General features: G+C 30.1%; 28 protein-coding genes. 4 read left to right on the top strand and 24 right to left on the bottom strand.

Going from position 1 to position 23,566, the window contains the following annotated elements; all coding sequences use genetic code 11:
- Nucleotides 1-572: 572 nt before the first annotated feature.
- Nucleotides 573-1,961, bottom strand: a complete 1,389-nt coding sequence (locus BFA01S_RS09605) for a VanZ family protein (RefSeq protein WP_066229071.1) — start codon at nucleotides 1,959-1,961, stop codon at nucleotides 573-575.
- 435 nt (nucleotides 1,962-2,396) lie between these two features.
- Between BFA01S_RS09605 and BFA01S_RS09600 the strand changes: the two genes are divergently transcribed.
- Nucleotides 2,397-2,705 carry a hypothetical protein gene (locus BFA01S_RS09600; RefSeq protein WP_066229067.1) on the top strand — a complete coding sequence of 103 codons (309 nt, stop codon included), beginning with the start codon at nucleotides 2,397-2,399 and terminating at the stop codon, nucleotides 2,703-2,705.
- A 338-nt stretch (nucleotides 2,706-3,043) separates the two neighbouring features.
- Here the strand turns inward: BFA01S_RS09600 and BFA01S_RS09595 are convergent, their stop codons facing one another.
- The 6 genes from BFA01S_RS09595 to BFA01S_RS09570 form a co-directional block, all read right to left on the bottom strand.
- On the bottom strand, nucleotides 3,044-4,129 hold the full coding sequence (locus BFA01S_RS09595; RefSeq protein ID WP_066229064.1) for a WG repeat-containing protein: 1,086 nt from the start codon (nucleotides 4,127-4,129) through the stop codon (nucleotides 3,044-3,046).
- Between the two features lie 55 nt (nucleotides 4,130-4,184).
- Entirely contained in the window at nucleotides 4,185-5,168 is a 984-nt protein-coding gene (locus BFA01S_RS09590) for a helix-turn-helix domain-containing protein (RefSeq protein ID WP_066229058.1), read from the bottom strand.
- Nucleotides 5,169-5,286: 118 nt separating this feature from the next.
- Nucleotides 5,287-5,790, bottom strand: coding sequence for a hypothetical protein (locus BFA01S_RS09585; RefSeq protein WP_066229056.1), 504 nt, complete (start codon nucleotides 5,788-5,790; stop codon nucleotides 5,287-5,289).
- A 72-nt stretch (nucleotides 5,791-5,862) separates the two neighbouring features.
- Entirely contained in the window at nucleotides 5,863-6,243 is a 381-nt protein-coding gene (locus tag BFA01S_RS09580; RefSeq protein ID WP_066229053.1) for a hypothetical protein, read from the bottom strand.
- Nucleotides 6,244-6,263: 20 nt separating this feature from the next.
- Nucleotides 6,264-6,551 carry an AbrB/MazE/SpoVT family DNA-binding domain-containing protein gene (locus BFA01S_RS09575; RefSeq protein ID WP_066229045.1) on the bottom strand — a complete coding sequence of 96 codons (288 nt, stop codon included), beginning with the start codon at nucleotides 6,549-6,551 and terminating at the stop codon, nucleotides 6,264-6,266.
- A gap of 53 nt (nucleotides 6,552-6,604) precedes the next feature.
- Nucleotides 6,605-6,919, bottom strand: a complete 315-nt coding sequence (locus tag BFA01S_RS09570) for a hypothetical protein (protein WP_066229042.1) — start codon at nucleotides 6,917-6,919, stop codon at nucleotides 6,605-6,607.
- A gap of 278 nt (nucleotides 6,920-7,197) precedes the next feature.
- On the opposite strand from BFA01S_RS09570, the gene BFA01S_RS09565 reads away from it, so the two are divergent.
- Together BFA01S_RS09565 and BFA01S_RS09560 are read left to right on the top strand one after the other, a co-directional pair.
- Nucleotides 7,198-8,367: a tyrosine-type recombinase/integrase gene (locus tag BFA01S_RS09565; protein ID WP_066229040.1), complete on the top strand. Its 1,170-nt coding sequence runs from the start codon at nucleotides 7,198-7,200 to the stop codon at nucleotides 8,365-8,367.
- Between the two features lie 35 nt (nucleotides 8,368-8,402).
- A complete protein-coding gene (locus BFA01S_RS09560; RefSeq protein WP_066229031.1) occupies nucleotides 8,403-9,449 on the top strand; it encodes a DUF4238 domain-containing protein in 1,047 nt (348 codons plus the stop codon).
- Between the two features lie 129 nt (nucleotides 9,450-9,578).
- Here BFA01S_RS09560 and BFA01S_RS09555 read toward each other — a convergent pair whose 3' ends face one another.
- The gene (locus BFA01S_RS09555) at nucleotides 9,579-10,715 is read right to left on the bottom strand and encodes an amidase domain-containing protein (RefSeq protein ID WP_066229028.1); all 1,137 of its coding nucleotides are present in this window, start codon (nucleotides 10,713-10,715) and stop codon (nucleotides 9,579-9,581) included.
- A gap of 270 nt (nucleotides 10,716-10,985) precedes the next feature.
- Here BFA01S_RS09555 and BFA01S_RS09550 point away from each other — a divergent pair, with 270 nt between their 5' ends.
- Complete coding sequence (locus BFA01S_RS09550; RefSeq protein ID WP_066229025.1) at nucleotides 10,986-11,333, top strand: hypothetical protein; 348 nt, start codon at nucleotides 10,986-10,988, stop codon at nucleotides 11,331-11,333.
- A gap of 236 nt (nucleotides 11,334-11,569) precedes the next feature.
- Here BFA01S_RS09550 and BFA01S_RS09545 read toward each other — a convergent pair whose 3' ends face one another.
- From BFA01S_RS09545 to BFA01S_RS22795, 16 genes are all read right to left on the bottom strand, one after another.
- Complete coding sequence (locus BFA01S_RS09545) at nucleotides 11,570-11,950, bottom strand: hypothetical protein (RefSeq protein ID WP_066229020.1); 381 nt, start codon at nucleotides 11,948-11,950, stop codon at nucleotides 11,570-11,572.
- Nucleotides 11,951-12,184: 234 nt separating this feature from the next.
- Entirely contained in the window at nucleotides 12,185-12,349 is a 165-nt protein-coding gene (locus BFA01S_RS21865) for an aspartyl-phosphate phosphatase Spo0E family protein (RefSeq protein ID WP_082799928.1), read from the bottom strand.
- Between the two features lie 161 nt (nucleotides 12,350-12,510).
- Nucleotides 12,511-14,001: a hypothetical protein gene (locus tag BFA01S_RS09540; RefSeq protein ID WP_066229018.1), complete on the bottom strand. Its 1,491-nt coding sequence runs from the start codon at nucleotides 13,999-14,001 to the stop codon at nucleotides 12,511-12,513.
- Between the two features lie 135 nt (nucleotides 14,002-14,136).
- Nucleotides 14,137-14,652, bottom strand: coding sequence for a hypothetical protein (locus tag BFA01S_RS09535; protein WP_066229014.1), 516 nt, complete (start codon nucleotides 14,650-14,652; stop codon nucleotides 14,137-14,139).
- A gap of 11 nt (nucleotides 14,653-14,663) precedes the next feature.
- Nucleotides 14,664-15,239 carry a hypothetical protein gene (locus BFA01S_RS09530; RefSeq protein ID WP_066229011.1) on the bottom strand — a complete coding sequence of 192 codons (576 nt, stop codon included), beginning with the start codon at nucleotides 15,237-15,239 and terminating at the stop codon, nucleotides 14,664-14,666.
- A 204-nt stretch (nucleotides 15,240-15,443) separates the two neighbouring features.
- Nucleotides 15,444-16,526 carry a putative bifunctional diguanylate cyclase/phosphodiesterase gene (locus BFA01S_RS09525; protein ID WP_066229008.1) on the bottom strand — a complete coding sequence of 361 codons (1,083 nt, stop codon included), beginning with the start codon at nucleotides 16,524-16,526 and terminating at the stop codon, nucleotides 15,444-15,446.
- A gap of 199 nt (nucleotides 16,527-16,725) precedes the next feature.
- Entirely contained in the window at nucleotides 16,726-18,060 is a 1,335-nt protein-coding gene (locus BFA01S_RS09520; protein ID WP_066229005.1) for a helix-turn-helix domain-containing protein, read from the bottom strand.
- 208 nt (nucleotides 18,061-18,268) lie between these two features.
- The gene (locus BFA01S_RS09515) at nucleotides 18,269-18,781 is read right to left on the bottom strand and encodes a hypothetical protein (RefSeq protein ID WP_066229002.1); all 513 of its coding nucleotides are present in this window, start codon (nucleotides 18,779-18,781) and stop codon (nucleotides 18,269-18,271) included.
- A 547-nt stretch (nucleotides 18,782-19,328) separates the two neighbouring features.
- The gene (locus tag BFA01S_RS09510) at nucleotides 19,329-19,679 is read right to left on the bottom strand and encodes a hypothetical protein (protein WP_066228999.1); all 351 of its coding nucleotides are present in this window, start codon (nucleotides 19,677-19,679) and stop codon (nucleotides 19,329-19,331) included.
- A gap of 347 nt (nucleotides 19,680-20,026) precedes the next feature.
- The gene (locus BFA01S_RS09505) at nucleotides 20,027-20,458 is read right to left on the bottom strand and encodes a M48 family metalloprotease (RefSeq protein ID WP_066228996.1); all 432 of its coding nucleotides are present in this window, start codon (nucleotides 20,456-20,458) and stop codon (nucleotides 20,027-20,029) included.
- Nucleotides 20,459-20,818: 360 nt separating this feature from the next.
- Complete coding sequence (locus tag BFA01S_RS23245; protein WP_488212636.1) at nucleotides 20,819-21,091, bottom strand: EamA family transporter; 273 nt, start codon at nucleotides 21,089-21,091, stop codon at nucleotides 20,819-20,821.
- A gap of 33 nt (nucleotides 21,092-21,124) precedes the next feature.
- The gene (locus BFA01S_RS23240) at nucleotides 21,125-21,523 is read right to left on the bottom strand and encodes an EamA family transporter (protein WP_268874846.1); all 399 of its coding nucleotides are present in this window, start codon (nucleotides 21,521-21,523) and stop codon (nucleotides 21,125-21,127) included.
- A 51-nt stretch (nucleotides 21,524-21,574) separates the two neighbouring features.
- Nucleotides 21,575-21,721 carry a hypothetical protein gene (locus BFA01S_RS23235; protein ID WP_235843001.1) on the bottom strand — a complete coding sequence of 49 codons (147 nt, stop codon included), beginning with the start codon at nucleotides 21,719-21,721 and terminating at the stop codon, nucleotides 21,575-21,577.
- Nucleotides 21,722-21,993: 272 nt separating this feature from the next.
- The gene (locus tag BFA01S_RS09495) at nucleotides 21,994-22,278 is read right to left on the bottom strand and encodes a hypothetical protein (RefSeq protein WP_066228993.1); all 285 of its coding nucleotides are present in this window, start codon (nucleotides 22,276-22,278) and stop codon (nucleotides 21,994-21,996) included.
- Nucleotides 22,279-22,313: 35 nt separating this feature from the next.
- The gene (gene holA, locus BFA01S_RS09490) at nucleotides 22,314-23,288 is read right to left on the bottom strand and encodes a DNA polymerase III subunit delta (protein WP_066228992.1); all 975 of its coding nucleotides are present in this window, start codon (nucleotides 23,286-23,288) and stop codon (nucleotides 22,314-22,316) included.
- Nucleotides 23,285-23,455, bottom strand: coding sequence for a hypothetical protein (locus BFA01S_RS22795; protein ID WP_169800455.1), 171 nt, complete (start codon nucleotides 23,453-23,455; stop codon nucleotides 23,285-23,287). Before BFA01S_RS22795 ends, holA begins: the two co-directional genes overlap by 4 nt.
- Nucleotides 23,456-23,566 lie beyond the last annotated feature (111 nt).

Below are 23,566 nucleotides of genomic sequence, written 5' to 3'. Positions count from 1 at the left end.
ACCTTGAAAGATCCTTTTCCTGTTTATTTATATAAATTAAAATATTCTCGATTTTAGAACAATCCAATTTCAATCAACAATCTTACTGCTATTATATTGAATAATAGGACAATGAAAACAACTTTCCTTTATACCAGTACAAGTTGCAGAAAACTCTTCCTTACCATCTACAATCCTGAAACTTACTTCTTGATTAACCACATTATCAATGTTTGGACAATAAATAACAAATCTTTTTAAATATGTCTTCATAGCAGCCCAACTTTCTCATATACCACTATACAATACTCATCAAACCCCTATATACCCATTATAATAAAACTGAAACATGAATATTTATCAAAATTACCTACTATTTTATAATCTAGTTAACATAATCGACATTTTACAAAGTTAAAAAACGAGTCAACCGCCATATTTGCTTAAAGTCAGCCGAATTTGGCGATTTCCCTTTGGGAAATATCTCAAAAATGGGGGTTGAAAACGAAAAGTGCGTTCTCTTATTTTCTTTCATTTCCTCCATTTTTCGTTTTCTTTCCTTCAGCCATCTTATAGCTTTGAAATAAGGTTTTCTAGATTCCTGGAATTAAGATAGTGATATCCGTTCCATCTACTGTAGTATAGAAAGCATAAACAGGTTGATAATAACCTTTGGAATCTAAATAATAACTTACCTCTACTTTGTGGATATGTAAGGATTTTATTATATTATTTTCTGAGTAATGTTGAAATTTCCCATTTAAAATTTCTCTGTATGCTTCTTGTTCACTTTTTATTTGAACATTCTTTACCTTGTCATAAGTTATTAAACGATTGTCAATTAATTTCACTGTATCATCATTGTAGTAACTAACCTTTAAAACACCATCTATTAGCTGATTTTCTATTACTTTTTTATCTATAGTCCACTCATAGCTTCCAGTATCAACTTTTTGAAAAAGTGAGTCTTGTGGTATATGTATACCGAATTGTATTAAGTTTTTTATTAAGGTTTCTTCATCTACATCCTTTGGCATCATCCCATCGCTAAATTTTGAAAAATCCGTATAACTATAACTTCCATCTAAGAAATGAAACCATATATTATGAGATCTCTCATGCCCAATCCAATAAATACTTTCATTCTGATAGGGAATAACCTCTCTACTTGATGTATCAACATTTATTTTTTCGAAAAAATTTATGACAAATTTATTAGCAGCATCCTTTGTATAGATTGGTGCCATATAAACTGGCACTGTTCTTTTAATATCATCTAGCTGTATATCAATAGTGGTTGTTGCTTGTGTCATATCAGTCTTATGAGTAGACATGATGGACATATTTCCGAATTCTTTCAACTGATAGTAAGTAAACATGCTTCCAAATAGGATAAGTACTAGAAATAAAGGTGAAAAGTACAAAAATGACCGCTTTATTCCCCTCGCTTTTATTGTGATAAAGCCCATAATAATACCGTATCCAATGATTGCACCTAATAGATTGTTAAATAAATCATCAACGTCAAAACTACCGTATCCTGTCATTAATTGGACACTTTCAATGGATATCGTAAATAATAATGCAGCTCCGATTGTCCAAATTGCTCTTTGAAAATGTGAATGTAATAGTGGCAAAAGGATACCAAACGGTACAAACATGAATATATTTAAAGTCAAGAACTGCCAAGACCTTAAGCTAAAGCTATACCAAGCTTCTCTGTATGTACTAAAAAAAGATAAATTCATACCTTGAATATTCGAACCTCTATTCAAAAAGGTTACTCCTATAATCATGATTACATATCCAGTAAACAATCCTCCAATGAGCAATTGCTTCTTTGGAAGACTTTTTTCCCCTCTAAAGAGTTTTCTATATCCAATGAAATACCCTAGAAAGAAAATGATAGCTAAAACAATTACTGCTATTAATGCTAGAAAAAAATATTCCTTAACTATATCAATGATTTCTTGTAATCTCATTTTCTATCTCCCTCATACAAAACCATAAATTGTATTAATCTTTTCTTATTCAATAGCTTTTATCCAACTCTCACAGCCTCTCTTCTTCTGTTTTTCTCACCAACTCGAAAAACTTCCCCTCTGCGACTATTAAGTCTCCTATTATACCCTTAATTGGTCTATAATTCCAGTTTATCATAGACTACCATAATGTAATGTGGTAAAATATCCCGACAAACAATAAGAAAAAGAGCCCGCTTATTTCTTCTGTATAAGTATTAATTTTGAAATAAAGTCGTACTGTTTATAAAAAAGATGTAACGTTTTAAAGAAAGCCATACCGTTTATAAAAAGGATGAGTCGGAATTAACTACAATTCAGTTTTTCTTATTAAACTAATGTACAGGTTTGTTGGTGAAAAAATGAAAGAATAAAGATAATAATGGGGGGTTAGATATGATTGGTTGGCTTAATCTTGGTAGCCTCGTGCTTGGACTAATTGCTTGGATACTTCCAGTTATAAATATAATTAGAAATGAAAAGCGTTCAAGGAATTGGGTTACTCTTGCTGTTGTGAGCCTCAGTGCTTGTTCTATATCGTTATTTTTCCAGATTTGTAGTTTTTATGAGAGAGTAAAGGCTGAGGATTGGGGGGCTCTTATGGATACAATAAGTGTTATTGCCTCTATTCCAGCAATCCTCCTCATCGGTACAATAATATTAAATGCAATTACACTGTTTATGTATCGTAACAGAGCAGAATAGTAAGATGTAATTAAATTAAAGGGTACTTTTGTTAGAGAAGGAACAAAAAATAATCTTGGCTTTAATAGCAATGAACGTTGGAAATACTGAAAATAATAAGACTTGCGCCTTTTTAAATATTACTTCTCATCTTTAATATCATAAAAAAAGAAAAGCATCCTAAATAGTGAGCTTATCACAATTTAGGATGCTTTCTTTTTAGAATATTTATTATTTTTAATTGATAAATATATTCATATATTAATAATTAAGAAGTTTCAAATCAATGTTCTATAAATAAAGCAAAGCTATTAAATAAAAATAGAAGCATTTGAAGGGATAAAAAACTTAGTTATAAATCAATTTGATTTTTTTAAAGGATTAACGATATAACCATATCTATCACCATTTTTAGAACTAGTTCCTACAACTGCCATACCCTCAGTAAATGAGGAAACATAGGTATATTGAGGTTTAATCTTAATGGCTCCTGTTTTATCGATAAAACCAAATTTCCCTTTTATATATACTTCAGCTAGACCTTCTGAAAAACTTTCTACATCATCATAATTATTTGGAACTTTAAAAACTGTTTTCCCTGATTTATCAATGAATTGTAAATCTTCGTTAAACATTTGCCCAGTCAGCATTTTAGATAATCCATTATGAAACCCTCGGTCTCCATGTGTTGCTACCCGCCAATCTTGGGGTTTAATAACATAAGTTCCATTAGTGTCTATAAAGCCCGTTTGTCTATTTAACATAACTGAGGCTAATCCTTCTGAAAAACTAGTAATATCATCATATTTCAGTGGAATAATTATTTTTCCATTCTTATCAATTACCCCATACCTACCTAAACCAATTTTATCTAGTTTTGCGACTACAGCTCTACCTTCGGAAAAATCTTCTACAATATCATATTGGGGTTTTATTTTAACTTTCCCTGTTTTATCAATAAACCCTTTTTTTCCGTTTATATCAACAGCAGCTAAACCTTCTGAAAAATCAGATGACCACCTAAATTGAGGTTTGACCACTTGTTTTCCACTTTTATTAATATACCCTTGCTTCCCGTTTAAGAATACTTGTGCCATACCTTCTGAAAAACTAGAAACATTATGATATTGAGGCTTAATGACCATTTTTCCTTTTTTATCAATAAAACCCCATAAGTATGTTCCTTTTATTTCTACTCCAGAAAGACCTTCTGAAAACCCCATAGCTTGACCATATTGAGGCTTAATAACCATTTTTCCTTTTTTATCAATAAAACCATCTTTCCCATTTATTTCAACAGAAGCAAGTCCTTCTGAAAAAGATGATGCCCAATCATACTGTGGTGGAATATTTTTTGTTTGAGCATAACTGTTTGGAACAATGGGTAAAAAGAATAAAGCTATTAAAGATATAAATGCTATTGGTAAAGAATATCTTTTTTTCATTTTAGAACCTCCATAGTTATAATATACCTATGAAAATTATACCATAACTTTATACCTAATCGTTCAACCCTTTTATTAGGGCTTGTATGGATAGTTCTTCAATGGTTTTATTTTCTTTTTTGGCCTTTTCTTTTATAAGTTGTTTTAAATGTGAAGGTACATTTAGATAAAGTGGCTCAAGATCAGAATCTATAGATACACCACTAGGTTGTTGCTCTACCTTTCCTTCATAAAGTCCACTATTTAGAATAGAGAAGAAATCTTGGCTCATTCCTTCTAAAAAGACTGGCTTTATATCCAAATAAATGAAGCTATGCTCTACTACTATCTTTACATTCTTATGAGTAATAAGCTGATAAAGATAGTCAATTACTTGAAAAATGTCTGAATGAATACTGTAGGGCTTAAAAAACTTAAATTTTGCGTAACCTTTTCTCGTTATATATGGCATATCTGTAATTGGATGTTGGGCCATAAAACCACGTTGAACAATTTCCTCAATTGGGAATTGCTCGTCTTCTTCGGTGATAACTAATGACTGATTTTCATTTAATTCCATAATTCGGGCCATAACATTTGATTCCGGATTAATTAACCTTTGAAATAATATCCAGCCATCTTGGGTAGCTCTCTTGTTCTTTTTCTTTCTTTCTAAAAAATTTCTAAAGACTTCTGAATTTTTAAAACAACTTAGTTCTTCTTTTTTTATGAAATGTCGTTCTTTTCCTTGAAATATCTTTCTATCTGCTTGTAAAGTCCCATTATAGATAAAAGGCATTAGAGCGGTGTACTCAATGCCTAATTCTTTAGCTGCTTCTAATGTCGTAATGCCAGGTTTAGTTAATTTCTCTCTAAATTGTTCAACTTCCGATTTTCTAAATAATGTTGTTTTACGCATTTTCCATTTTGGATGATCCGCTACTGGAGTCAGAAGCTCTTCTTTTACATAATTATAAATGGAACCCTTAGATCGATTAAGGAAAAGAGCAACTTGGTCTGTTGTCATATACTCTTCTTCTGAGTTATTATGGTCCGTCATTGTAGTTACTCTCCTTATTTCTTATATTAACTTAATAAATTCCCTTTATTATTTTGACTGACTTTCCTATTTTAAACAACATAAATATTTTTTTCCTTTTTCATGCTTTTTTAAAAACCTAATTCTTATTTTTAGAAGGAATTAGAAATATAAGCATCTCAGTGAAAAGAAATAGCATCATGCTGGCAGATGCTGCGGCAAGAGCTATATGTGGGTTTAACAGTAAGAAAGCACCAAGAGATACAATACCAGCTACAGTGACAAAACTGATTGTTCCTATTACTGCGTCCACAGCAAGGGAAACAGTTTCTTTTGTAATTTCCCCTGCTTTATCCGTTTGTTCTTTTACTTTATCAAAGAAGCTTTTTATTTCAGGTGTTAAATAAACTTCATGGACAGACTCTTTTAATACTACTCCACTTGATAAAACGAGATATGTAGTGGCTTTCAATAAATAAATTAAAGTATCTTCTGGTAATGTCTTTAAGTAGGACAACCTTTGTTTATGATCCTTTATTGTAACTAGCTTAATCACAGGAGCAATCATTGATTTTGGAGCATCCTTTAATAAATTCATTAGTGTTTTAATAGAATTAGCTTGCTTTATTGATTTAATGCCCATTGTAATCCCTCTTTTAAATTGAAAGTCTATGTTAGTGTAATACCTTATCACATTTTATTAGATTTTTTTCATCTATTCTCCTTTAACAATTCTTTTAATATTTAATTCTTCATCAAATTGGAGTGTATATGTACCTTTTGATGTTTTAGCAATATAAGTTCCAGGTTTAAGAAGTTTTTGTGATAAGATAATATCTTTTTCGCTTACTCCTATCTCAGTTGCTACAGATTCATATGCCTTTTTTTCAGTTTCATTGATATCTTTATTTAGATGACCTAAAAGAACAGTTATCGCGACAACTACACTTATAATTGAAATACTTCCAAAAATAGCAAAAGTTACGTTCACAATAATATTTTCGGATTTTGTTCTTTCGTAATCCCTCTTTTTGAAAACGGAGAAAAAATTAAATTTGTTTGGAAATCTTCTCTTATTATTATCTATTTCCAACATCTGTCGAACCTCCATAAAGTTTATTCTTTTACAATATTCTCTTTTTGAATAGCAACCATTCTCTTTAATTCTTCTATCCCTTCTGGGCTCAGTACGATATTACCGGCATAAACTCTATTTTTAGGTGAGGATATGCCAGTTATCATGCACTGCATATTTGGTTCATACTTTTTTAAAATGATAGAATTTTGATCTACAAAAATCTCCAGCGGATCTTTTACTTTTATGCCCATAGTATTTCTTAACTCCTTAGGTAGAACAATTCTTCCAAGCTGGTCTACTTTTCTTACTACACCTATACTTTTCATTTTTCAATCTCCTTAAAATTATAATTTGTTTAATTCTTTTATGTAGTTAAATCTCAATCACCACCACCTGAAAATGACTCAGAATTGGATGAGCTTGAGGGTGAATCAGGCATATTATAACTTGGCTCATTTTGTGCTTCTCGATAGTAGGAATAATCATTATTTTGAAAAGCTTCTGTCTCTCTGCTTTTTACTGGTTTTTGAGATTTTCCCTTTAATGACTTATTTAAACTGATATCTTTGTTAGACTGTCCTGCTTTCCGGAATTCATAAACTGATTTTCTCCTTTGTTCTATTCGAGAAAGTACCAATATAGTCGAAATAACAAAAAGGAAAAATAAAACAACAAAGGTATTTATTTTTATCATCTACTTTTCTATAAATTAATTATATAAATTTATAACCAATTATTATTTTATATAATCTAATAATATTATATTAAATGGATTTAATATATACAAAAAAGAAATAAATTAGATAAATAAATAAAAGTGAAACAAATAGTGTATTTTTTACACCTATTTAGATTTATCTAATTTATAACAATAGTTTTAATTACCTATTATGTTAAAATTAATTAATAAATATAGTTTTATAAATCATTTAATAGATACATATATTAAAAATGTTTATTGGGAGTGTTAATGTGTCATTACTAATTTCGATTAATCAAGAAATAGCTTCTTTCCAAAACATGACAGTTCCGCAACTGATTAATACCTTTTTATCCCAAGAGTATTATGAAGCGTTGGAGTTAAGAATTGATCAAGCAGAAAGAGATAAAAGTAATTCTTCCTTTACTTATTTCAATGATTATGAAATTCTTTACTACTATTGCCATCAACGAAAGAACATTGATAAGGACAAAACAATTTCGGAAGGTACAAAGCGAGAGTATTTGAGAGAATTATTACAGTTTTCTAAAAACATTGTTCAATTCTCTGAAGAAATGGGAGTAGATATTAGCTATATTAATGAAGGTTCTCTTTTCAAAAGTTTGGAGCCACGGCATATTAAGAGTTATCAGGAGTGGATGGTGAATAAATTGCCTTTGTTGCAAGGGCGTGAATCCTACTCCCCAGCAACAATTGCAAGAAAAACTACTATTATAAAAGGATTTTTAAATTTCTTATATAAGAATGGTTATATAGAGATTGATTTAACAAATCGTTTAGCTGCCGCAACTGTTTCTGCGGATGAGCGGCCGGATCGTGATCTTGGTCCAAAAGAAGCGGTTGAATTATTGAAGTTTTTTAAGGAGCAGCAGCATCCCATTATATTTGGTATATTACATGTTCTTATAACTACTGGTATCCGTAATATCGAATTTTGTAGAGCGAGGGTATGTGATCTGACTTATGATCATGTAAGAGGTGAATACTTCTTAAAAATTCATGGGAAGGGAAATAAAAAGCGGATAGCTCCTATTAAGCCGAAAGTCTATCATAGTATAGTGGAATTTCGGAAAATACGAGGGCTTAAAACCGTACTTGATCCTAAAGATACTTCTCCACTATTCGTTAATGTTGAAGGAAATGCTTATCGTAATTCTTACTTATCCCGCTACATTAATAAAGTGGTAAAAAGAGCTGGCTTTGAATGGATTGAAAATAGACCTAATCCAATCACTCCACACGTTTTTCGGCATTGCTTTGCGATTATTAGTTATCATAGCGGGGCCGATATTTATAAAATCATGAGATCACTCGGCCATGAGAAGATTGAAACGACAATGATTTACTTACAAAAAGAGTTTGAAAAAGAGGATAATGCTTTATATACATGGTCTAATGGAGAGCTTGCTAGTTTTTTATAAAAAATTAAGATTTTTTAAAATAAAGGAGAATTTGTATGAGCACAGAAGCTGTTTATCATCATCTTACACCTCAAACTTATATGAGGGCTTGGAAGCATGGAAAATCATCATCTATATATGTAGTTGATAAAGGAGCAAATGGTTTAGGCAGTAGTAAAAAAACAAAAAAATTTGCTGGGATTGATAATTACCATACAATACGAGCAGGTTCACCAATTAGCACAGAGGATGACTGCAAAAAATTTTTTCATCCCTTGAATGGTTACATTGTAAAGATAGATGGTAAAGTTGTGAACAATGTATTAGATATGAATAATCAATTTTATGAATTCGACAAATGGACAATTATTGATAATAAAGGAAGTATTGTATCTAAATCCGGGAAAGATGCGTTAAAGAAAGCTATTCTATCTATACATGTAAAAGATATCGAAGTTGACTGGGCTAGAAAATACGAAAATGATTGGAATTCAATTAATGCAGCAATTTCAAATGAAGTATTTGTACACCCTAACTCTCAGAGTATAGCAGCAATTAAACGTGATGAACTTATTAAATTTATGGTTTCATTGGAGTGGAGAACGATACCGTATCATCCAGAACTTCTTAAAATAATTGATGTGCTTTTTGGTGAAAAAATTTGGGGAGTAGACTTTAAATTAATAAATATCCCAGAAGATGAACGATTGTTTCCATTTTTAGAGACGATGTATGATGAATACGCTCATAGCTACATTTTAAATAATCATCGTAAGTTTCTAGCTGGCAATGGACCGATTATGGATGAGGCATTGGACATTATCAATAATCTAGTTGTAGTTTTACTTTTAGCACCTTCCAATGGTGAATTTATAACAAGTGATAATCCTGTTTGTAGATTCACTAATAAGCAAGGAGACCTAGAATACATATTTCCTATTAACCCTAAAATTGCTTGTAAGGTGACTAGAGGCGGAACACAAACACACTATCCATTAAAGCGGCTTACTAAGAGTGAATTAATCATTTTTAATAATGAATTGAAAGACAATTGTTATAAAGGATACATATTACGTGATCAAAATTTATCACTTTATTTTTAATTAGAGTTATTTTTATTTCAAATCTACATCTAGAAAATTATGCTTCATATTCTATAAATATAAAAGACTGTCAGCTAAGTTTTAAAATCTTGCCGACAGTCTAATTTAAAGAGATTAATATGATTTCAATCAGTTACTTGCTTTGTCCATCTCGTATCCGTAAACTTTGTAACCTTTATCATACCAGTTTTTTAATGTAGTTTTCTCTTTGTAGTCATCTGTATGTTGAGTTAGATGTTTATTGCTAGAAAGCTTTCCGTCATCCTTAGTTATTATAGCAGTATGATCAATATGACCATCTCCCTTAAAATCTGCATTAACAACGTCACCTACTTGAAGGGAACTTACAGATGATACTACAGCAGCACGATCTTTCCAGTGATTATAAAAGTTATGAGCCCCACCCCATGTATTTGATGGTTTTGCATTGTTATACCACCAGTTACTATTTGAAAGCCAATTCGTTGTTCCTCTGAACTTCATACCACCAGCATAGATTGCTTGAGATACAAAATTTGTACAATCATTCCAACAAGAATGACAATTCTTATTCACACTACTATAGTATGGATATGCTTTGTTGTTTCTTAGGATTTCCGTATTACTTGTCCATTTACGAGCATAGTCACGCGCTTTAATATTATCATAACCATTTTTAGCAGCAGCCATTACACTAGCCATGCCATCAGTATTATATAACTCAGGAGACTCACTAGTAAAGATATCGTCAGCAGGTGTAAATGAAAGTAACTCTTCTAATTCATCTTCTTCAATCACGCCACTATCAAATGATTCTTTTAATACCGCTATTCTCTCATTATCTGCGTAGTTTTCATATAAATCCATAAATCCTACGAATTCAAGAATTTCTTCTTGATCTTTACCTTTAAATGATTCAATAGCAGCTCCAAGGGAAATAATTGCCTGTTGATAGTTTCTATCATCAAAATTATTAGAAAGAATGATTCCTTTCTCCTTAAAGTACTTTTCAGCAATTTTCATTGCTTTCTTATATTTCTTTTCTCCATCTTGTTTATCTTCATTTTTCCCTTTATTTGAAACTGTTTTTAATTTTTTTACTTTCTCAACTTTTTCAACATTCTCAGGAGATTTAATTTTTTCCCGTTTCTCCTCTTTTTTAGCTTTCTCAACTTCTTTTACACTTTCGATACTTTCTGCTTTTACCTGTTCATAATTTGTACCAATTGAAAGACCCAAGGCTACTACTGCAGACACTAATGCTGATTTTAAAACAATCCTCTTCAACTTCATTTCCTCCTTAAAAAAATAATTATAATTTCTCTAAATAATTTTCGGCATAATAATATAATAAAATGTAAAATATTATTTAGATAGACATATAATAACATAATTGTATAATAGTAGTTGTAAATATTTTGTAAAATTTAAAATTATTATCAAGAAATTTGTTACATTTACAATAAAGATGTTTAAAAATGTAAATAAGGTTATTCAACAATCGAGCCAAATAGCGAAAATTCAGCCTCAATTTATGCGATAAAAAGGGGGATTAAAGTGTTTTTAACAAAATTATTTAACGGAATTGATAGAGGGTACCTTATAAAAAGTTACATAGTTGCCGTAATATTTACCTATCTTTTATGGCAGACTCAAGAAGGGAATCATAGTTTGACGCTAATAATATTCTGCGGAGTAAATTTAATACTATTTCCTTTTGCGAGTGTTGTTTGGGATGATCTTATTTCTTTAATGACTGGGGGAATGGTTGTTATATTGCCCTTACCATTTCTGATAATCTGGAAATTAATTAAAATTTTTCTTCTTTATACGTTTACTATTATTATTGCGCCAATAGGAATTATTTATATTCTATTAGCTAATAGACTAAGAAATAAGGAATAATGATAAAATAAACATTTCTTCGCAAACTGGCGCGATTGTGGTATAAGGATTAGATTTTTAAACGACTTTATTGTTATTTAACTTTAGCAATATAATTCACAATACAAAGATATTAAACAACTAATAAAACACCGTCAGGTCACCCTTGACGGTGTTTTGTGTGATTGTAAGTAAACTTTATTTTAACTGGTCAAAAAGTAAATCAGTTAATAAATTATAGAGTTACTTTTAGTCCATTAAAGTTGCCGTGGTACTTGAACAATTACATACTTTTTTGTCCACATTTGGGTTGAAACAATTAACGTTTCCCCATCTTTTTCAAAAAATAGACCATTTCCATCTTTTTCTTTGAAAGACCATCCTTTTGAGCTAATCATTTTTTTTATTTCTTCATCAGCATCTAATATTCCATTATTGTTACTCTTAGTAATATACCAAGTATTGTCTTCTTCCTTGGACAATAATACTACTTTTTCATCTGAATTATTTAGTTTATTTAAAATTTCTTTCTGTGATAAATTATCTACTGGTGATTGAGGATAGTACCATTTGTTAACAAATATTAATAAACCTACAATTGCAATAATAGCTATAATTCCTAATAATATTTTCTTCATATTCACCCTCCTTTCATTTTCTAAAATTTACTATACTGTTATTCAATATAAAATAATGTAATTCCTTCTTTTTTTAACAAAGTTCTACAAAATTTTCTTAAAAAAGAAATATTTTGAATTTTCATTTGTCTAGTTATGTAAAACTTAATAATCTATAAGTCAATTTTTGCTTCATGAATAATAAAAAGAGCATGTTTATCAATTTTCTTTAAAACATGCTCTCTATTGTTGAAATCATTGCTTATTTATTGCTCTATTTAAAACATTTAGAAGAATATCGAGTTCCTGGCTTATAGAGATTACTTGAGGATGAGTAAGACCTTTTTTTGCTGCTAAGTACATTGCTTTACGTTTAACTTCAATTTCTTTTCTAAGATCAATTAGGGTATCGGTTGCCATAATAACCTCCTAAAATAAAAAGAACTCGTACCAATTTGGTAAGAGTTCTTCTCTTTATCCTAAAAATTTATGTTTTAAATTTTACTATACACAATAGAATAATGTTAATTTCTCACAATTAAGTATAACATCGATAAATTTTTTAGTCTACAATTTTTCCTTTATTCTTCCATTGGAGATTTTAATGAATTTACTTGATATTGGAACCAGTTAATTAATTGCATAGATGTACCGTACTTCACCATAGCATCTGTTAACTTTTCAAATAAACTTAGGCTTTTATATGTTTGCTGCAGCATTAAAGATTGTACTAAATAAAAGTCATAATTTGCTTCATTAGTATCGGCCATTTTAAATAAATTTTTTAATAGTGCCATAGAATGGTATGGGGTTTGATTAATCAATAATAGCTCTACTGCTTTTTGTTCCATCTTAGTCAATTCACTTACTTGACTAGCATGACAAATTAGATAATTAGGAATTAATCCATGTATATCCATTAATCTTTTCTTTATCTTATTGTCATCCATCCATCTACCCTCACTAAATTTATATTTTATATAAGGATCTAATCTTTTTTCATTTAATGAACCGATTAACTCAACTTTTTTAGAATTGATCCCAGTCTCTATTTCCCATCCATAACCAACCCAATTTTCAGTATCAAGAACATGAAATTTTATGAGTTTTGGTCTGTCTATTAAAGTAATTGGATTGTCTACTTTAATCAGGTCTTTATAGTGACGCTGATTAAAATCGGCGTTGTATTGATCTTCCCAAATAACTGTTACACTGATTCCAGATTGATCTACAACTCGACCATAACGGTTTAATTCTATTGAACGAATCCATTCATTGGTTACAAATGTAGTTACCGGTTCACCAAGAATTCTATTTGAATGGATAAGTACTTCATTATCATGAAAATTATTAGTTGATACTAAATGATGAGGCAGTGATACAACTACGTTTTCTTCGTCCTTATGTTCAAGCCATTCATAAAAAGTAAAACTTTGATCTCTTATAATACCAGATGGTAATATTCTTATATTATTTGCGTCATTAACCTCTTGATAAAAATAAGTTTTATTATTTTGATCAATAACAATGTTATCAGATAGAATCTTAGTTATTGCTTCAGGCAAAGGTTGGTTGACTAGTGCATTAACGAGATTGTCATGCCAAAAATAACTTTCTGTTGTGACATACACATTTTGATCCTTATAATAATAGGTTTCCTTAATCTTTTCCCCATTTTTATATTCACTGTAAGTACGCTCTGCTAACAATTCCACGTCAGAAGAGTTAAATTTGCGAATAAAGCAAACTTTTGCATTTTTAACATCTAAGTCATACCAATTGTGTTCTCCAAAATAGAAACCCTTTTCCGTTTCCCTTGGGGCCATATATTCTTCTTTATATAATTGCTCTTTAACTGTTTGTAGAATAAGCTCTTTTCTCTTCTTTCCTATAATGACAGGAGAATGAGCAACTGTCATATGTTCCAGTGCTCCATATATCTCATGAATTATTTTAAAGTTACATCTAATAATACATTTCTGATTATTGTTTAAATTCACGTTTACTAAAATACTGTCTTCATCTTTAGAAAATTTATCTCTTAAAATTTCAAGATTTATAAGGTTTTCCATAATTATTTCCTCCAACTTTATCGATGTGTTTTTAACAAAATAAAAGCAAGTACTCTGTAGGAAATAACAAACAGGATACTTGCTCTCTTCATATAAATGAATTTTTAATTAGAATAGCAGCTATGCTATGTTTGCTCAAAAAATCTCTAATTGTACCTCTTGAAGAGCAGGTCTAATAATTGGAATCTCTCTAATAGGCTTAAAAGATAAAGTTAAATCATTCTCTTTAAGTAAGTGGGAATCGTTAACTGTTAGGATCTTCTCATAGAAATTATTAGATATTATTTGAAAGCTGTTATCTTCAATTAGTTTTTGAAGATGATTGATGCGATACATGGAAAGATCTTCTTTCATATAAATACTTGCTTTTACCTGAAAATCTTCAAATAGCTCCCTTATGGTGCTTATAGTCCTGAATAACATTCGGTAAGTCTCAATATAAGTTTCAATGCTTGTTTTGAGCTTGCCTTCAAATCTTAATTCTCCGGCTTCGGCAAGACCTCCACGTTCTCCGATTTTACCCCAATGATTATACGCCCATCCTTTAGCTACTGTTTCCCAGCCGCTAAAGGTTTCAATAAGCAATAATAAATTCTTTTCATTCACATTGTCGCTTAATTGGTAAACTTTTCGGTTTTTTTCAATAATCATGTCTTCTTCTCCTAAATACGCGTTTTATGACAATTCACTTTATAAAAAATAGAGAAATCTTTTGAATAAAAATTCACAGGAATTCTCTCTAAATAAGTGTATAATTCCATCTGATTTTCTACTGGTTTTTCATATACCAATCTACTAGTATCAAAGTGATTAGTTTGAACATATGGTATTTGAAAGTCATCGATGATAGAAGTGATATGACTATCTAAATCAGCATTCTTTGAATGTGGATTTCTCTCGATTACCAGGGTTAGAGAAAAGTCAGTTAGTAACAAATCAATCGGCTTAGCATTTGCAATTTTAGAGCGATATAGTTTGATGTAATCCTCAATTTTCCACCATACGGTTTCGTTCCAACCTTTCGCTCTTTGCAAGGCTCCTCCTTCTGTACTTCCTGAACGTATCCCTATCTCTTTCCACAATTCTTTTTCAGATCCGGCTGCAGCTAATCTCCAATGCTTTGCTCTTAAATTAGAATGAGAATCATATACATTAGAGTCTCCTTGTTTAACCAGTAACACCATCGTATGCCGGTCTTTTTTATAAATCACCCGATTATATTCCACAGTAAATGACATATTAAAATTTCCTCCTTAAAAAAGTTTTGTAACACAAAAAAGCTCAACAAAGTAACCGTTGAGAAAAATAAACGATCACTCTGTTGAGCGCAATATTTGTACCAGAAATCCTAGTCCGCTTGGTCCAGGTAAAATAAAAATTAATATATAGTAATTTTACCACATAATAGCTTAGATTTTAACTGTCTCTATAGATTTAACTGATTAAGAAACTTGATTTCTTTCTATGTAATCTAGGAATACTGAGGAGTGAAGCGGCTTACTGAAATAATAACCTTGAATAAGGCTACAATTATGGTTTCTTAGTAGTTGAAGAATCTCCTTTGTTTCTACTCCTTCTGCTACTACATCAATTTTCAACTTTTTAGATAAACTAATCATTATATCAATGATTTCTATGTTCTTCTCGCTATCTAATGCATTCATAATAAAACTTTTATCAATCTTGATTGTACTAATAGGTAATTGGTTTAAGTTATTAAAATTACTATATCCGGTACCAAAATCATCAATGGCAAAAGATACCCCATTTTGTGATAAAAGGTGAATATTATTCAATATGTTTTCGTCTAGCTCCATAAAGCTGTGTTCAGTGATTTCCAACGTGAACAGAGTGGGATCTAACTGTTCTTCTTTTAAAATAGACAGAAAAGTTGTACCAAAATTAGCTGCTTTTAATTGATTAGAGCTTATATTTATATGTAGTTCAAGATTGAGTTTTGTTTTAAGATGCCACTTTTTCATTTCTTTACAAGCTTTTTTAATAATCCAGTAACCAATTGGGTGAATATATTCTGATTCTTCTAAGATGGGAATAAGTTCACTGGCTGTTATGTTTCCAATTTTAGAACCTTTCCATCTTAATAGTGCTTCAGCTCCAACAATACTATTTTTCGACACATCAATGATCGGTTGAAAGACTAAATGAAATTCTTCTTGTTCTAATGCCTCTTTTAAATGGGAATAGATCAACAATTTTCTTGATGAAATCTTTGTGTTTTTCAGTAATAGATGTAAAGAAGAAGATTCAAATATGTATCCATCATAATTACCGGCTTTCTGATTCTTTTGAATAAATATAGTGAAAATATGCTGGTCTGTCTCCAAAGAAAAATGAAATTCTTCATCTATTTCTAAAGTGGGTTTTAACCTATTTAAAGTCTCTAAAAAGGTTTCTTCAAGTGTACTGTTTGTTATGGTATTAAGTAAATTACCGTAATTATTAATTAAATATAAAGAATCTTCTTCGAAAGAAAACAAAAAGTGTGAAAAAGCAAGTTTATGCATAATATCTACCTCTCTTAATAGAAGACCTATAAACTGTAGGATTTCTCTAACAATTCACTTAAGAAATAAAAGTATCTGAAAATATTTCTAAAATATTCATAAAAATGACTATTAGCTTCTTATTAAATTCTTTGTATATATCCTTTATTGTTTAGGTGGAATTTAAGTAGTAAAAGGTTTTTTTATAAGCTTTCCAAATTCAATAATATTTAAATTTAGGCAGCATATTTCTAATTGTCAGAACATTAAACTCTTTATATAAAAGTGAATGATAAAAATTTTCTGATGCTAACTTAAAATATGTATCCTCTAATTCTTGTACTTTCCCTAGTTCATAATATAAAATTCCTTTTAACCATGTATGAGTATTTAAATCGGCTTCATTTATGGCTTTCTTAAGTAACTTTATTTGCTCTTCTTTATTTGGGCTAGTAGCTTCCATTAATTTTGCTTTAATATAATAGAGATAACAATATGTTTGTTTATTATGAAAGTATTCTTTTAAACTAAATAAATATTCTAGTAAAAGTGAAGTTGTAGAGAATTCTTGTTTTTCCATTGTGAGATTAGTTAGAGCTAATAAGAAGGTAACCATTATCTCTTCAGTACCTTTATAATCATCGACTCTAAGTTGAAACCAATTTTCTATAAAATTCAAAAAATCAAATGTATATTTTTTAGTTTCATTAGGATGTTTTTCCTGTAAATATAATAAGACTATATTACTTTTAATGAAAAGGTCTTTGTCTCTTTCAACAAGAAAGCTGGAACGCAGACTTATGATTTTTTCAATAGCTCCCTTTAGATCTCCATCAATCATTGCTAACAAAGTAGATAAAAATTGAATTTCATAGGAACTGGCTATTTGTTTTTTATCCATTTTATTTATGGTTAAGCGGGACTTATATGAATAGCCTTGTGCTGCATAAACGAGAGCCGAATTATAATAGAGATTTTGTGCAATTAATTTATCATTAGAAATATCTAGAGCCTTATTTAGATGATCTAATGCAGATTTAAAATCTCCGATATAATATAAAATAATGGCCACTAGATTATATGCTTTGGTTTGATAAGTTATTTCTACTTTGTTAGATGTTTTTATATTTAATAATTTATATAAGTTAAAAAGAGCGTTATGGTTCTCCTTCTTTTTATAATGGATCAATGACTTAAAATATGTAATTTGGCATTTTACTGTTGAGTTTTCAGTATCATTTTCCACTTCTCTTATTAATTCATTTGCAATTTCGTAAAATTCCAGAAAAATATAGTTCTCAATTTCTGTTATTTTTAATTGATGTTCTTTATATCGATTTTCCTCAAGTATTTCACTATCATCTACTAGTTCACTAACTGGAACTCCAAGACGGAGACAAATTTGTTCTAATTCTTCTTCTTTAATCTTTGTTAATCCATTTTCTATGTTGGACATTTTTCCAATGGAACAGATACCATGAGCCAATTCTTTTAAAGTAATATTTTTTTCTTTTCTCTTTTTTCGAATGTTAGAGCCGAGTTGAATTATATTCATAGAATTCTAAACTCCTTTAATCATGTTGTTGTAACTTTAATTAGTATACTGTTAATTATTTGAATAATGAAGGTAATTACAAATAATTTACGTACCATTTAAGTTATCAACAAAGTGATTTTTAAAAAAGGTGGAAATTATGGAAACTCTCCAAATTAATGTATATGAATCAAACCTCATCATGGTGTTGTGATGAGGTTTTAATCTATTAAATAGCTTTATTTTCTCCATTAATAAATATGTTTCTTACTTCATTTTGATTATTCTTCACTTGAAAGTAAGCCTCTCGGAGACTTCTTTTGTCTATTTGTTCAAGATTGGCCATTTCCACAGAATCTAGGAAAAGTTGATGTTGTTGATTTAAATACTTGAGGAGATTTTGATGATATATAGAAACCTTAGGGTTTACACTATAACTTTCTACGGTACTAATTAATGACCTAGAATTTTCAATATTGCCACTTAAAATCTTAACAAACTGCTCAGAAGAAACTTGTCCAGTATATAATCCATCTAATGCTACATTAAATGTATTAAGCTGTTTGTTTGCCTGACCTAATGACTCATCGAATTTTGTAGTAAAGTCTTTAATTTGATTAACTGTTTGTTCATCAACCTGCTGGGCTGTTTCTTCCTCACTGGAACATGCACTTATAGTAAATATGCTTCCGAGTGAAAGTAATAGAATAGCTCTTTTCCAACTAAATGTGTTCTTTTTCATAGTTTAATTACTTCCCTTCAAATAAAATATTAATTAGGATTTCTTATTTTAATAAACTATTATCATAATACTCACTTGCTCCTTCTGTTAATAGGCTACCTCTGAAATCCTTTTTTAAAATCACATTAACACCCTCTCTTCTCCCTCTATATAAGAGTTGGATTTTTAGAAATTTGTTTATTTATTAAGAGTTATATCTTCAAAGAAAGAATTTAATAAAAATACTCACCCGGCTATCTTATGTTCATGTTGAGGATGATAAGACTTTAGAATAGCTATTATATGACGAAGTGCTTCAGATAAAATAATTCCTTCCCTACACTTAAATTTGGCACCTCTAATCCCTTCAAAAAATCATTTAGAGATGATCTTATTCCATTTATTATCTTCCTGAAAGAATTCTTCGGGGATTTCATCTATCTTAGGTAAAATGCCGTCTATTCTCCTAAATTTAATATCAGTCTCAGTAACCTTTATTGGAAAATATATACTTTTTTGTTATTTGTTCCATTTTTTCTTCTCCTCTTACTATTCAGATTAGGGGAACTTAGTCAAAGTTAATTAGTTGTTGAGTATATTTAATACCACCGAATGAAATATGCTTAAATAGCTTTATAATATCTTCTGTCTCATACCCCATTTTGGCATTAGCTTCTTCCTTTGCAAAACTGTGTAGTTTAGGACCGATAGTAATGTAAAGTTGATCGGTCCATGTTTTTGCTTTTTCTTTTACCAATATGTCAGAAGACATACTTGCTAGTGTAACCAGATATGCCTTAGCTAAGTGAACAGCTGCGTCTTCTTTATAAAAAAATAACCATTTGATGTGATCCGCTTTATCTTCCAGATTAACTATCTGGAGTAACTCTTGAGTACGAGGATAATTTTCTAAGTTCATAATAAGCACCTCTTTAGTAAGATTTTTTACTATTTTCCCATGTCGTTCCCTATATCGCAAAAAACGCAAGAATTTATGAAAAATTTGTTTCTATATGTTTGTTTCTTACTTTTTTAATGAATTTATCGTGATTTTTAATGGTCATAATCTTACAAAAATCCAGTAGAATTTCATGTAAAGCAACGTCATTAAATTTTTTATATCTTTTAGAAAGGTCTGCTATTTGTTGTCAACTGGATAACTGCTCTTATATTGAATTTCTTTGCCTTTATTTTTATTAAACTTATGAAGCAATCTCTGGGCGTGATCCATTTCGTGATCTTTTAATTGAGCTGCATCGTTACCTTCTATGTCTGCTCTAATCTCTGTAAGATAAGTGCTGTTTTTGTTTTAGAACCTAAATCTTTGAGTAGACCATGATATCCTCTGTATCTATTGTCTTTATATTTGATATGGACCATTTCATGAGCTAGTATTCCTCTAACAATATGGGGATGCTTATTCCACGCTTTTATTAATGTATTGGTTAAAATTACATTTCTTCCGATAACATAGCCATTCGTAAGATATGACTCCGAAAGCCGGCTGCTGTTCACTTTTAGATAAACAGGCTTATTAATCCCTAATCTTTCTCTAATCCGCTCTATTTCTTCATAAATCTCCGAATATCTCTTCCTAGACAGTGGAGCGAAGTTCTTATAAAAGAAAAGGAGTGACCTAAAGAATACCAACACAAATATTAAAAGTAATGTGCAAAAGAATAACATTGATAAATTCATTTATTCACCCCCTAATAAAACATGGATCTCTTATTTTTTCTCGTTTGCAAATTCAAGCACTACTTCGAATTTTTTATTAAGTACTAATTTAGTTTTGTATGTAGTACTTTTTCTTTACCAGTGAATTGAAGTGCAGCTGTTTTTCCTTTTCATTTTCCTAAAAAAAGAAAAAGCACCCACCAAAAATGGTGGGTGCTTCCCTTGTTACCAATATTTTTATATTATCTAATTTATTAACAAATTTCAAGAATAGGTTTCTTTAAGTGTTTTTAAATCTGAAGTTTATTGACGAGTTTTTATTAAAAGAAATAAAAAATTCCTTAAATCTCATGTAAATGATTATATTAATTAACGTTCCTATTAACTCTCCAGTGCAGTCTCATCAGAATTCTTCTTATTAAGTGTTGAATGCTTTTTAAAATCAACTACCCCTATAATTAGAACTGATAAGATAAGAATTACGGCACCAAAAATATTAAGAGTAGTTAACTTCACTGGAAAAAAAGGATAAGAAACAAATGCTAGAATAATTGGACTAGTAGCTCTCATAACATTAGCTACGGAGAATCGAAGCCTCTTTAAAGCTTCATATAAAAACAATGTCCCTAAGAAACCTGTCATTAATGCTGCGATAGCTGTTAAACTAACACTAGAAAGATTTAAAATTCAATTATTGTTAAATGTAATTAAATAGATTGATACCAGTATTAAAGTCCATACATTGTTTGTGAATAAAAGAGAATTGGACTCTCTTCCTTCTGTTATTGTTAATTTTATTAGGATATTACTAAGTGCAAAAAAGAAAGTATATAAAATAGCTGAAACAATACCTAAAATGTTAAAATCACTGTTATCTGAAGGATTTATAAACATAAATGTTCCTAAAATAGCTAAACTAACTAGTAACCACTCAGAGGATGTAATTTTCTCCTTTAGAATAATATAGGCAAGTATTACCGCAAAAACTGTATAAAATCTTCCTAAAAATCCTATTTCAACTGGAGATAATAAATCTAAACTAACATACATTAAAATTACTCCTATTGTGTTACAAACAGCTAACATAGTCACATCTTTTGTTAAATATAGATTTACGGATTTTTTACTTATTTTCCCCTAAATATAACTTGCAAGAATAATTGTTAAAGCATTAATTACAGAAGCAACAGAAGTAGAAATATTAAGAAGTCCGAATTTCGATATAAGCGGGCCTATCCCCATCATTAGAATCGATGCAATATTAAATAAATATCCTTTCCACATAGTTACACGCACCTTTAAATTTGATTTAATCAAAATAAATTTTCTTTAATAATAAGTCTTATATCAACATATTATTAAATTTGTAATGATAGAGCTGTAGACAACTGGAAAGCTGTCATCTTTAACTACCTCGTTTTTCATCAAGATTAAACATCCAATCTAAGAAAACTTCATCATATGTTTGAGTCATTTTAAATCCTCCTTAAAAATAAAAAGCAACCTAAATAGGTTGCTTCTGTTAAAAATCGTTTATTGATTTATGATTATTCACATTACATGCTGTCAATCCATCCTCCAATAAAAATGACAGTTAAAAATAAAATCCCCACAACACAAGCCGCAAAGATATTCCATGCGCGGTCCTCTTCTGCTCTTTGTTTTGCTTTCGCTTGGATATTTCTAGCATGTCCATGTCTTTGGATCTCTGCATGCATATTTTTCCTCACAAAATCACCATGAATTTGCTCATTAATTCTCTTAGGGAAACGAATTATGTCATTCTCCATTACTTTGTCCATTACTTTTTCTTGATCATAGATCCCCATATTGTTTTTCATAAAATAACACTCCTTAAAAAAGTTTTTATATTGTATTATGAGACTTGTGTAATAAAAGTCTCTAACGCGATTTCTTTTGGTAATTGACCAATCTTGATTTGATAATCTAATTCAGATAGTTTAGACAATATACTTAGAAGTTCTTTAGACTGATAACTATCAATCATATCTAAAGAAAGTCCAATTACATAAGGGCTAATTTTTAATTTCGAGCCCATTTCCACTTTACTTAATCCTTGCCCATTTAGTTCTCTTACTTGAAAAATAATTCTAAATTGGCGAGCAATAAGATTAATGATTTTTATTGAACTTTCTCCCTGTCTAAACATATCCTCAAGTATTTCAAATGATTGTTGTAAATCTTTTTTTACAACACTATTAATGAGTTTGAATATGTCTTGTTCCAATGTTTTTGAAACAAGGGATTCAACATCTTCTTTCTGCAGCTCATTTTCTTTCCCAATATAGAGTGCCATTTTCCTAAGTTCTTGTTCTAACTGAAATAGATTAGAACCTACATAATTAATTAGGACATTAATTGCCTCGTTACTGATTAAGATCCCTTCTCGCTTGGTGAAACTTATAATCCAATCAAAAAGCTTATAACTTGCTAGTGGTTTTCCTTCATAAACGGCCGCCAGTTTCTTCATGTTTTTTACTACTTTTTTACGACCCTCCATTTTTTCATAAGGAACCATTAGAATTAACACTGTTTCTTCATTAGGTGATTCTAAATAAGACTGTAATCGATCGATGTCATGTTCAATCTTTTCTTTAACCTTTTCTGTCGTTAGAAAATAGCAATCTTTAACCACGATTACACGTTTCCCGCCTAAAAAGGACATCATTTGACAGTCATCAATTACTTCCTGAATAGAAGTTTCTCTTGCATCATGCACACTTACATTTAATATGGTTTCTTCTGCAGAGAGATTACTTTTGATAATCTCATCTTTCTTAGATTGTAAGAGGTATGTCTCTTCTCCGAATAACACATGTGTACTTTTCATTCTGCATGCTCCTCTCTCCTGAAAAGAACTTGAAGTATCCAGGCCCATAGGAGCATATACAACGTGTTACTAGCAGCTAAAGCCCAATTGTCTATCATAGAATAGGCAATGACCTTTAATCCTGAAGATGCCCATAAAGCAAGAAAGAAAGGCTTGTGAATCTTCATTATTTACACTCTCCTTAAAAAAGTTTGTTGATTGAGGACACAAAAAAACGCACCTCATTCAAATGATTAAAAACATAAACTACAAATAAGTAGTTTTAATCACTTGAATAA

Origin of the sequence: Metabacillus fastidiosus NBRC 101226, assembly GCF_001591625.1 — a bacterium.
GTDB lineage: Bacteria > Bacillota > Bacilli > Bacillales > Bacillaceae > Metabacillus > Metabacillus fastidiosus.
Note: the sequence above shows the minus strand (reverse complement) of the source record. Positions and strands in the feature narration are given on the sequence as shown.

Bases quoted from the DNA above. Each gene is read 5' to 3' on its own strand.
- BFA01S_RS09545 (WP_066229020.1), bottom strand. From the start codon at position 11,950: ATGAAGAAAATATTATTAGGAATTATAGCTATTATTGCAATTGTAGGT.
- BFA01S_RS09585 (WP_066229056.1), bottom strand. From the start codon at position 5,790: ATGGGCATTAAATCAATAAAGCAAGCTAATTCTATTAAAACACTAATG.
- BFA01S_RS23235 (WP_235843001.1), bottom strand. From the start codon at position 21,721: ATGTGGAAAGGATATTTATTTAATATTGCATCGATTCTAATGATGGGG.
- BFA01S_RS09570 (WP_066229042.1), bottom strand. From the start codon at position 6,919: ATGATAAAAATAAATACCTTTGTTGTTTTATTTTTCCTTTTTGTTATT.
- BFA01S_RS09595 (WP_066229064.1), bottom strand. From the start codon at position 4,129: ATGAAAAAAAGATATTCTTTACCAATAGCATTTATATCTTTAATAGCT.
- BFA01S_RS09590 (WP_066229058.1), bottom strand. From the start codon at position 5,168: ATGACGGACCATAATAACTCAGAAGAAGAGTATATGACAACAGACCAA.
- BFA01S_RS09535 (WP_066229014.1), bottom strand. From the start codon at position 14,652: ATGATTATTGAAAAAAACCGAAAAGTTTACCAATTAAGCGACAATGTG.
- BFA01S_RS09575 (WP_066229045.1), bottom strand. From the start codon at position 6,551: ATGAAAAGTATAGGTGTAGTAAGAAAAGTAGACCAGCTTGGAAGAATT.
- BFA01S_RS09510 (WP_066228999.1), bottom strand. From the start codon at position 19,679: ATGAACTTAGAAAATTATCCTCGTACTCAAGAGTTACTCCAGATAGTT.
- BFA01S_RS09520 (WP_066229005.1), bottom strand. From the start codon at position 18,060: ATGAATATAATTCAACTCGGCTCTAACATTCGAAAAAAGAGAAAAGAA.
- BFA01S_RS09580 (WP_066229053.1), bottom strand. From the start codon at position 6,243: ATGTTGGAAATAGATAATAATAAGAGAAGATTTCCAAACAAATTTAAT.
- BFA01S_RS09505 (WP_066228996.1), bottom strand. From the start codon at position 20,458: ATGAATTTATCAATGTTATTCTTTTGCACATTACTTTTAATATTTGTG.
- BFA01S_RS09530 (WP_066229011.1), bottom strand. From the start codon at position 15,239: ATGTCATTTACTGTGGAATATAATCGGGTGATTTATAAAAAAGACCGG.
- BFA01S_RS09605 (WP_066229071.1), bottom strand. From the start codon at position 1,961: ATGAGATTACAAGAAATCATTGATATAGTTAAGGAATATTTTTTTCTA.
- BFA01S_RS22795 (WP_169800455.1), bottom strand. From the start codon at position 23,455: ATGAAGATTCACAAGCCTTTCTTTCTTGCTTTATGGGCATCTTCAGGA.
- BFA01S_RS09515 (WP_066229002.1), bottom strand. From the start codon at position 18,781: ATGAAAAAGAACACATTTAGTTGGAAAAGAGCTATTCTATTACTTTCA.
- BFA01S_RS09540 (WP_066229018.1), bottom strand. From the start codon at position 14,001: ATGGAAAACCTTATAAATCTTGAAATTTTAAGAGATAAATTTTCTAAA.
- holA (WP_066228992.1), bottom strand. From the start codon at position 23,288: ATGAAAAGTACACATGTGTTATTCGGAGAAGAGACATACCTCTTACAA.
- BFA01S_RS09525 (WP_066229008.1), bottom strand. From the start codon at position 16,526: ATGCATAAACTTGCTTTTTCACACTTTTTGTTTTCTTTCGAAGAAGAT.
- BFA01S_RS09495 (WP_066228993.1), bottom strand. From the start codon at position 22,278: ATGAAAAACAATATGGGGATCTATGATCAAGAAAAAGTAATGGACAAA.
- BFA01S_RS23240 (WP_268874846.1), bottom strand. From the start codon at position 21,523: ATGTTAGCTGTTTGTAACACAATAGGAGTAATTTTAATGTATGTTAGT.
- BFA01S_RS09560 (WP_066229031.1), top strand. From the start codon at position 8,403: ATGAGCACAGAAGCTGTTTATCATCATCTTACACCTCAAACTTATATG.
- BFA01S_RS21865 (WP_082799928.1), bottom strand. From the start codon at position 12,349: ATGGCAACCGATACCCTAATTGATCTTAGAAAAGAAATTGAAGTTAAA.
- BFA01S_RS09600 (WP_066229067.1), top strand. From the start codon at position 2,397: ATGATTGGTTGGCTTAATCTTGGTAGCCTCGTGCTTGGACTAATTGCT.